Genomic DNA, 9,012 nt, shown 5'->3' on the forward strand with positions numbered 1-9,012 from the left:
CGAGTTGCACCAATTAGTATACAAAACGTATGCCAAAGTAACAATGAACGGTTCCGAATTGTTTTTGCTGTCAGAAATAATGACAATACGGCAGATGTTAAAACGATATATTTTTATCTTTGTGGCATAGAAGTGATTCTTGTATAATTTTAGACCGAAGGTGGAGAATATTATTAATTAAATCGTATATAAAATGAAAAACTATCTTGTTTTTACCATGGCTACACTTTTATTGGGAACGGCGTGTTCCTCTAAGAAGGAACACGCAGAAGGGTTTACCGGCGCACCGGGCGAGGTGAAACTGATAACGCTCGATCCCGGACATTTTCATGCAGCACTGGTACAAAAAGTCTCTTATCCACAAGTTTCCAAGGATGTTTATGTGTACGCTCCCACAGGTTTCGATGTAAACGAACACCTGAAGCGTATCGAAGGATTTAACACTCGTGCGGAGAATCCGACACTGTGGAATGAAATTGTTTATACAGGTACCGATTATCTTGAAAAAATGCTTGCCGAGAAGAAGGGTAATGTCATGATTCAGGCCGGTAACAACGGTAAGAAGACAGAATATATAAAGAAGACACTGGAAGCCGGTATCAATGTGCTGTCTGACAAGCCTATGGCAATCAATAGCCAGAATTTTAAATTACTGGAAGAGTGTTTTGATATTGCCAGGCAAAAGAACGTCCTGTTGTATGACATTATGACTGAAAGGAATGAGATTACAACGATGTTACAGCGTGAGCTTTCAACAATTCCGGCGATATATGGTGAACAGCTGAAAGGTTCTCCCGACGAGCCGGCTATCGTAAAGGAAAGTGTGCATCATTTGTTTAAGCTGGTGGATAACAAACCACTGACCCGTCCAGTGTGGTATTTTGATGTAACTCAGCAGGGGGAAGGTATTGTGGATGTAACAACTCACCTGGTAGATCTCGTTCAGTGGGAGGCTTTTCCTGAACAGATCATCGATTATAAAAAAGATATCGAATTGGTTGATGCGAACCGTTGGACAACTTCAATCAGTCCGGAGGAATTTAAGCAGGTGACAGGCACGGATGCTTATCCTGATTTCCTGAAAAAGGATGTGGAGAACGATACATTGAAAGTATATTGTAATGGTGATATCGTATATAAGATCAAAGGGGTAACGGCCAAAGTTTCAGTTATCTGGAATTATACTTTCCCTGAAGGAGGTGGTGATACTCATTTCTCTGTCATGAAGGGAAGTAAGGCCGACTTGATTATCCGTCAGGGACAGGAGCAGGGATATAAACCGGAATTATATATCGAGGCATTGCCTGATATCGATCTGGCTGCTTATGAAAAGGAACTGGCTGCTGCCATGTCGACCGTGGCGGATAAATATCCGGGAGTTGCTTTGGATAAGGTTTCGGATAATGTATGGCAAGTTCAGATCCCTGCAACATACAGGGTAGGGCATGAAGCCCATTTCGGGCAGGTGATGGAAAATTATCTGCAATATTTGCAGGACGGAAAATTGCCGGACTGGGAAGTCCCGAACATGATCGCCAAGTATTATGTGACAACGCATGCGTTGGAGATGGCTAAGGTAAAGGCAAAGAAGTAAAGGAAGGCAGGCTATTAGGGAGCGTAGATTGTTTTAGCCATCAGCGCTCCTTAATATTCGGTAGCCAACCAATCGGCAAAGAAATAGTCGTATACCCGATAAACACCATCTGTTTGCGTGATAAGGTTTTTCTCTATCAATCCTTTGACAGCTGCTTGTACGGAACTGGCAGAAGGCAAATTGTATTTCTTGATAAAGGCAGAAGATGTTATGCCTTGTGCCTCCCGTTCTTTAGCTATGGCCTGCAGTACCTGTTTTTGCTTGGTTGCAAGGTTTGCTAATATTTCCCGGTAAAGGCTGTCTTGTGTTTGGATAACATTTTTTCGTGCTGTTTCGATCTTATCTGTTTTACACCATTCTCCATGAGCAGTCAGGGCAAATAATTCGTTCATCATCATTTGAACGAACCAGGTATAACCGGCAAACATCGAATAAACTTTCTCAGTAACCGTCCTTTCAATATGTTTCCCACGTTCCTCAAACATACGATTTGCAAATTTGATATAAGTTTCTTGTGGGATAGCTTTCAATCCCATACCTATGGAACTTTGATAGAATGGTTTTGAGGGCGAATTGAACATATTATTCATAAGATGTCGTTTACTACCGGCAAAAATAAACATGGTATGGCTGCATTGCTGAATTTTCGTACGTAGCAGAGCCTCGACATTTTTCTCTTCGTAACCGGCTATTTGCTGAAATTCGTCTATCGCCACAATACAAGGTTTGTCTGCTGATTCTAAATAGTTGAAAATCTCATCCAGTGTGATTTGTGGCGTCTGAATATCTCCCAATCCGATATCGAAGCCGGGTTCTCCCGTCAATGCATCCAGTTTAAATCCAACGCGTAATGAAGTTATTATTTGAAAGAACTTTTCGCTCCAGGACGTTTTCAAAGGTTTTAGTTCGTCATAAATAGATTTTCCCAATAAATAGACAAATTCAGCCAGTGAGGTCGTTGCATAGATATCAATAAAAAAAGTATAATAACTTTCCTTGATTTGTTTCTGACGGAAACAGTGATTTATCAGCCCTGTTTTCCCTAGGCGACGAGGAGAAATCAGAGCTACATTGCGGCCATTCTCAATCTGTTTAATCAAAAAGTCCGTTTCTTGTTCACGATCACAGAAATACTTGTCGGAAATATACCTTCCTACGACAAAAGGATTCGTCACTGCTATATCCATATTTTCTTTTTATTGCAAATGTAATTATTATGTTTATAATAAAAGTATGTTCTTGGAATATTTTAGGAACGTAGTTACTTTATCGGATATTGATTTTACTATATTTCATTAATTTATTATTTATAGCTTTTCTATTCTAAATTATATTTATTATCTACAATATCTACAACTATGCTATGATTTAATTGAAAATAAATATATTATATAGTGGTTGCAGGTGAAAATATATCTACAACTAATATCAGTTATCTACCACTATAAGCTTATTTTGTAACTTTTTATTTGTTTTTCTGAAAAGAAGTGCCAGTATTCGCCTGAAGACTGATATTTATATACATCATTATTCTTAGTTATTGAGTGAAAGTAGAATTTACGTTTGTTTCTTGGCAGGCAACGATGGGTGGAGGATAAGGAACGAATAAATAGTTTATTGCATGAAAAACTTTTGTTTTGTACATGAAAAATTAAAGTTTCTATGTGGTGAAACAAAAGTTTTGTGCCGTATAAACTCTTGTTTCTTCAGCAGGAAACAAATGGAAACAGGTTGGTTGATTCTCTCAAACAGCGTATTCGATGAAGAATAATGTTTATGATGTATCCGGTGAGCAGGAAGATCTTTCGATTGTTAGTTGTAAAAACGGAAAATAGTGGTAGATGTAGGCTGGTAATTGTAGATGATTTTTTATCTGCAACAATTATGTATATAGTTGATAAACAATGGACTGAAGTGTAAGTTGTAGATATGGTAGATAATTTTGAATAATTAATCTTTTTCTGATTCCGATAAATAGAAGAGCCGGGAATCAGATCAAAGGAAAAGAGACATTGAGACACGGATTTAAATTTGTTATTTCGCGTGTCTCAATGTGAAAAAACTACTACTTTTATTTACCGATTTATTGTACCCAACGATTCAAATGATTGTTGGGGGGTTCCAGTAAAAATTTGTAATAGTGAGAATCCGGTAATTTATCGGTAGAAACCACATACATCTGTTTCTTGGCAGGAACTCTCGCGATTTTCTTCCATTGATCTTTGCCACCTTCTTTGTATTGGTTCGTTGAAGAAACATAAATATCCACCATTGCGTCTGGATTGAGGCAATTCCAAGAAAGTGTGACAGAGTCGTCGTAAGGGGAAGTACCCATTTGTGTGATATCTACTTGACCTATAAACGGGATTCCATCCTGTTCCCATCGTACCTGTTGCGGAATATTAAATTCCATAAAACGGCAAATGGAAGGGGTTATGTCGACGATGGCCAAGCCCTCTGTGTTAAATCGCTCATTGACAGGTTGGTTAGTCGATATCCAGGTAGTCCGTTCGCGTTTCGACTGGCCGCCATGTCCATGACCATTCTCGCCACGACCATGATCGGTCGTTACTACGATCATCCAGTCTTCGTTAAAATTGGCTTCCCGATACTTCACTGCGTCCCAAATCTTGCCGATCTGTGCATCTGCTTTCTGTGTGTAATCGTCAAAGAAACGTCCGTTTCCTTCAATATGGCCTGCATCGTCCGTATACCATAGATATACCCAACTCAAATCTGCGGCATCCTGTCTTATACCTTTGGCAGCCTGTTCCGTCACATACTCATCGATATCGAAAATGCGCAGGTCTTTCTCCTTTTTCGGGAAACGAAGTGTATCCAAATCATATCCATCGCATATAAAGTCTATCTTCAAATAATTAGTTTCCGGCTTTCCTTCTCCCAACAAGACTGTCCGGTTATCTGTCCAGCTTGAATAAATTGCCGTTTTATACGGTTTAGATTGCTCTTTGGCAATCCGGAAAATCGTCCAATAATTGTAATTAGGCTTCAAATTCGAATTACCATCTACATTATGTTTATTCATCCAGGTAGCTGTAAGTAAATTGGTATAGCCGATTGCTGAAATTGTCGGAGTTTGCGAATAACTTCCAATTTCTCCTCCGGTATAAGCTCGGGCATAAGCTCCTTTGGATGCGATTTCGTCAATAGCTGGTGTGTTTAGACGCTCTATCATGTCGGCAGGAATACCATCAACAATAATAAACACAGCTTTTTTTGTTTTTGCAGCCATAGATATTAAAGAAAGACTGCAAAAAAGTATTATCCATTTGAGTTTCATAAGTCTGTTTTTATTTTAATATCCACATTAATTCATTCCAATCGTCATTACCATTATATTGACGTTGAATCGCTTCTTCCAGGTTTTCGCGGTTAAAATCATACTCCCGCTGTTCATATCTCCATCTCATTGGCATCTTGTCCGGAACGGTATTCATGTTTGTCGACGGATTAACGGGAAGTTTAGGGTATCCGGTCCGACGAAAATCATAATAGCAGGTATAAGTATTATGCATGAACAGGTCCAGATATTTTTGTGTGAGGACTTTATTCAAGTCGTTTTCAAAAGTACTTTCTTTTGCACCTAATTGTAATTCGGGTTTGTCTAAGAAAGACTGAATATAATCGTCTGTTATTTCTCTATTATGCCTGTAAGCGAGAGGTGTGTAAGCAGCGGCGAAATTCATACTGGCTTCAATCCCCTTATGATAATAAGAGTTTGCATCTCCATCAATCCACCCCCTGAGACAAGCTTCCGCTAAAACGAAATTTAATTCAGCATACCCCATTTGGATTGTTGGCTGGCAGTTGTCTATTTCAAAGAAACGGGAATTTATATTTGATATGCTATCGGCAGTGTATAAATCCAATATTTCACTATACACCCGGGATGGGTCAATTCCTAAATAAGCATCCCAGTCTTCGTCGGGTATACCCGCTTTGGTTTGTGCCTTTGCCGGGTTGCAGTAAAAGAAAAGACGATTGTCCTGATATTTTTTCAGAGTATCTATTATTGTTACAGATACTCCCGAGTAAAAATTGAATCGTGAAAGATAAAGAGGATACAGTTGAGAAGATAATGTTCCGTAAACTAACTGGAAATTGTCGGCGTTTGACTCAAATAAAACTTGTTGAGAGACGATTGCCGTAAAGCGTTGTTTAACGTTCAGTTCTGCCTCTTTCTCTTTTTTAGACAAGCTCATCAATATCCTTAACTGCAAAGCAGATACAGCTCTTTTCCATTTTTCAGGATCTCCGCCATACACGAAATCTCCATCGAAATTACGAGTCGCATTGGAAAAATGTGTGTACGAAGCATCCAGGTCATCCAACATTTGTACGAATACTTCTTTTTGGGTATCATATTTCGGTTTGATATTTCCTTCTTCTCCTTTCAATGCATCCGAATAAGGAATATCTCCCAGACTCATCGTTGTGTCATAAAGCCTGAATACTTTAATGAACAGAGCTAGTCCTTGATAAGCCTCCTTATCGACATCCGACGCCAATTCTACCATCTTAAGACAGTTTGTCAGGCTATTGTATACTCCAAATCCGGTTGTGTTTATCCGGTTATACTGGACTTTTCGGCTATCTTCCGCTCCCTCATGCCAACTGATCATTTTGGTGAGGAACATATCGTAAAAATATCCTTTAGGATCAGATTTTCCACCTATTCTCAAGGTCTCTTTCAATTGTCCGGTAGCCAACATTCCCGGAGTTGCGGTAGTTGCAGAATCCGGATTCGTATTAATTTCATCAAATCTGCTGCAGCTATAAGTCATGCATATTACTACAACCAAAAGACAACAGTTGATATATGATTTTATTTTTTTCATGTCATTTCTGTTTTAAAAGTTCAACTTTAGATTCACCCCGACATAACGTACAGACGGCGAGTTTATATTTTCTGTATCGACATCCGGATCCGAAAATTTAAAACCTTTCGTCCATATTAATAGATTTTGTCCTACCAAGGCCGCTTCCGCCCCTTTCACTATATGTGTACAATATTTTTTCGGTAACCGATAGCCGATTGATAATTCCCTTAATTTGAAAAAGGTTTTACTCTTCTTAAAGTTCGATTTAGAAGAACTGCCATTATAAGAACGCATATAAGTTTCATAAGAAACGGCTACATCATTCGGAGCAAAAACACGAGTGTCTTCAAGTATATTTCCGTCAGAATCATACTTGACATCTCCGGAAATAACTTTTACTCCTTCAGCGATATACCCTTCATGGTTTCCGTTTACCACTTCATCATACCGATATTCGTTATCAGAATCGATATGCCGCCCGGAATGCCATAAACGAGAACTCATGTAGTCAAACATATGACCACCGACGCGACCGTCAAACGAGAAGCTCAATGTAAAATCTTTATAATTGAATGTATTTGTCCAGCCCCAGATCCATTTGGGGTTATAACTGCCTGCATAACTGGGGTAAATGCTTTCCTTTGGCATTCCGTTGTAGAGGATCAACTGTCCCTCGGGGGTTCTTTCCCAATCATACATTTCCAGCCAGTTCCAATCTTTTCCGGCTGCCACCCAAGGTTTTTGGGTCGAATATTTTTCGTCAACTTTTGCATAGTAGTACCGATCGGCGGCCCAATTGAATGAAGAATTCCATGAAAAATCTTTTTCTTTGATAATGTCGCCGCTGATTGTAAATTCAACTCCCTGGCTTAGTTGTTCTTCCCCGTAATTTATCAATGTATTTGAGAAACCGCTGGCATAGCTCATGTCGACGTATCGTTGTAAATCATAAAGAAGTTTATGGTAATAAGCCAAGTCGAATTTTAATCGGTTATTGAAGAAATATAAATCCGTACCTATTTCATAAGATCGGGAAGAACGGGGACGTAATGAGACGTCACGAATTGTAGAAGGATAAAAAGCGGCAGTCGTATTACCCCAGTAATTACGTGAAACGCTATACGTCGAATTTATATCATATACTCCGGTCGGATATTTGGTTTGTGCCCATGAACCTCTTATCTTCCAGAAATTGAAAATCTCGGGCAGCGGGGCAAGTTCAGATATAACAAGGCTTCCGGAAATGGAAGGATAGAAATAAGACCGTTCTGATTTTGCCAAAGTAGAAGCCCAGTCATTACGTCCGGTAACTTCTATAAAAACAGCGCTTTTCCAGGAAAATCCGATTTTTCCATATAGACTGTTTATTTGTTCCTTAGTCACGGAAGAAGATGTAGTTGCCGGATCTACGGATGCATTCAATGAAAAAAAACCGGGCATATTCAAGCCGTTGCTGGTAGCAGATTTTTGTTCATTATTTTCTCTGAAATATAAAGATCCTCCCAGAAAACCATCTAATGTAAAATCTCCCAGTTTTTTATTTGCCAATAACATCACATCATCGGTTGTACTGTATCCTGAATAGTTTGACAAGCTATATCCTCCTTTGCGGTTGCTTCGTGTGCTGATAGGTTCTTTAAACACGTATTTATTTCTGAACGCATCACCTCCTACACGCATAACCAATTTCAACCAATCGGTCAGTTCCAGGCTCATATTCAAACTTCCATTTGTTAGATCTTGATGGCGTTGATTGGTACGTTCATAGGCCAGAAAGTAAGGATTGTCATACCACCAATCATCCATCCAGTTTTGTTCTTCCTGCACTTTTCCTTCTCTCCAGTAATTACGATAATCTCGGATATCATATTCCGCCCCTGTCCAAATAAGCAGATTATACATATAACTCCCCATTCCATAACCGGCTCCATTATTATTTGAGAATATATTTTTATTGTAAGCGATCTCTGCATCTAAATGAAATTTTTTGTAATCCATGACACCGCCCACAGAAAAAGTCAGTTTCTGTTGTTTGGAATTCGGATATTGTCCTTTATTATACACATGGTTCAAAGATGCACGTACACTACCGAACTCTCCTTTTTGCGAAACGCTGATATTGTTGTTGGTGACTAATGCCTGTTCAAGGAAATTTTTGAAATTATCTTTTCCTTTAGAGGTTAAAGGTTGGTCTTCCCATTCATAGGTGGATGGATTATATAGACTGACTACCCGGCCTATATCCAACTTATCTCCCCATACATAATCTCCAGGGGCGTATTTCCCACTTCCTCCCGAACTATATGAGTTTTGCACTTTTGGTAATTTTAAAAAACCAGCATGAAACATCCATGAAATAAATTTCGTCCAAGAGAATGTAAATAGGGGGGTATTGTTTACTTTAGTGTCATTCACTCGAAAAAACGAATGCAATGAAAACAGTACCTTTTGAACAAGTCATCCTCCGGGGTTGTGGAATAGATGTCCACAAGGACATGGTAGTTGCTACGATAAGTGGCGAAGGTCTCAAAACTGAAACCCGCAGTTACAAGACCTTCAGTAGTTCTTTGACAGAAT

General features: G+C 39.1%; 5 protein-coding genes. 1 reads left to right on the top strand and 4 read right to left on the bottom strand.

Annotated features, from left to right (window positions below):
• Positions 1-193 precede the first annotated feature (193 nt).
• On the top strand, positions 194-1,594 hold the full coding sequence (locus HMPREF1535_RS23320; protein ID WP_046147773.1) for a putative oxidoreductase C-terminal domain-containing protein: 1,401 nt from the start codon (positions 194-196) through the stop codon (positions 1,592-1,594).
• A 50-nt stretch (positions 1,595-1,644) separates the two neighbouring features.
• Here HMPREF1535_RS23320 and HMPREF1535_RS23325 read toward each other — a convergent pair whose 3' ends face one another.
• From HMPREF1535_RS23325 to HMPREF1535_RS23340, 4 genes are all read right to left on the bottom strand, one after another.
• Positions 1,645-2,781, bottom strand: coding sequence for an AAA family ATPase (locus HMPREF1535_RS23325; protein ID WP_046147774.1), 1,137 nt, complete (start codon positions 2,779-2,781; stop codon positions 1,645-1,647).
• Positions 2,782-3,677: 896 nt separating this feature from the next.
• Positions 3,678-4,847, bottom strand: coding sequence for an alkaline phosphatase family protein (locus tag HMPREF1535_RS23330; protein WP_235438509.1), 1,170 nt, complete (start codon positions 4,845-4,847; stop codon positions 3,678-3,680).
• A 58-nt stretch (positions 4,848-4,905) separates the two neighbouring features.
• Positions 4,906-6,453, bottom strand: coding sequence for a SusD/RagB family nutrient-binding outer membrane lipoprotein (locus HMPREF1535_RS23335; RefSeq protein ID WP_046147776.1), 1,548 nt, complete (start codon positions 6,451-6,453; stop codon positions 4,906-4,908).
• A 12-nt stretch (positions 6,454-6,465) separates the two neighbouring features.
• Positions 6,466-8,751 (bottom strand): SusC/RagA family TonB-linked outer membrane protein, encoded by a 2,286-nt coding sequence (locus HMPREF1535_RS23340; protein ID WP_187386449.1) that lies wholly within the window; start codon positions 8,749-8,751, stop codon positions 6,466-6,468.
• Positions 8,752-9,012: the final 261 nt, after the last annotated feature.

The sequence above is a fragment of the Parabacteroides goldsteinii DSM 19448 = WAL 12034 genome (assembly GCF_000969835.1).
GTDB classification, from domain to species: domain Bacteria; phylum Bacteroidota; class Bacteroidia; order Bacteroidales; family Tannerellaceae; genus Parabacteroides; species Parabacteroides goldsteinii.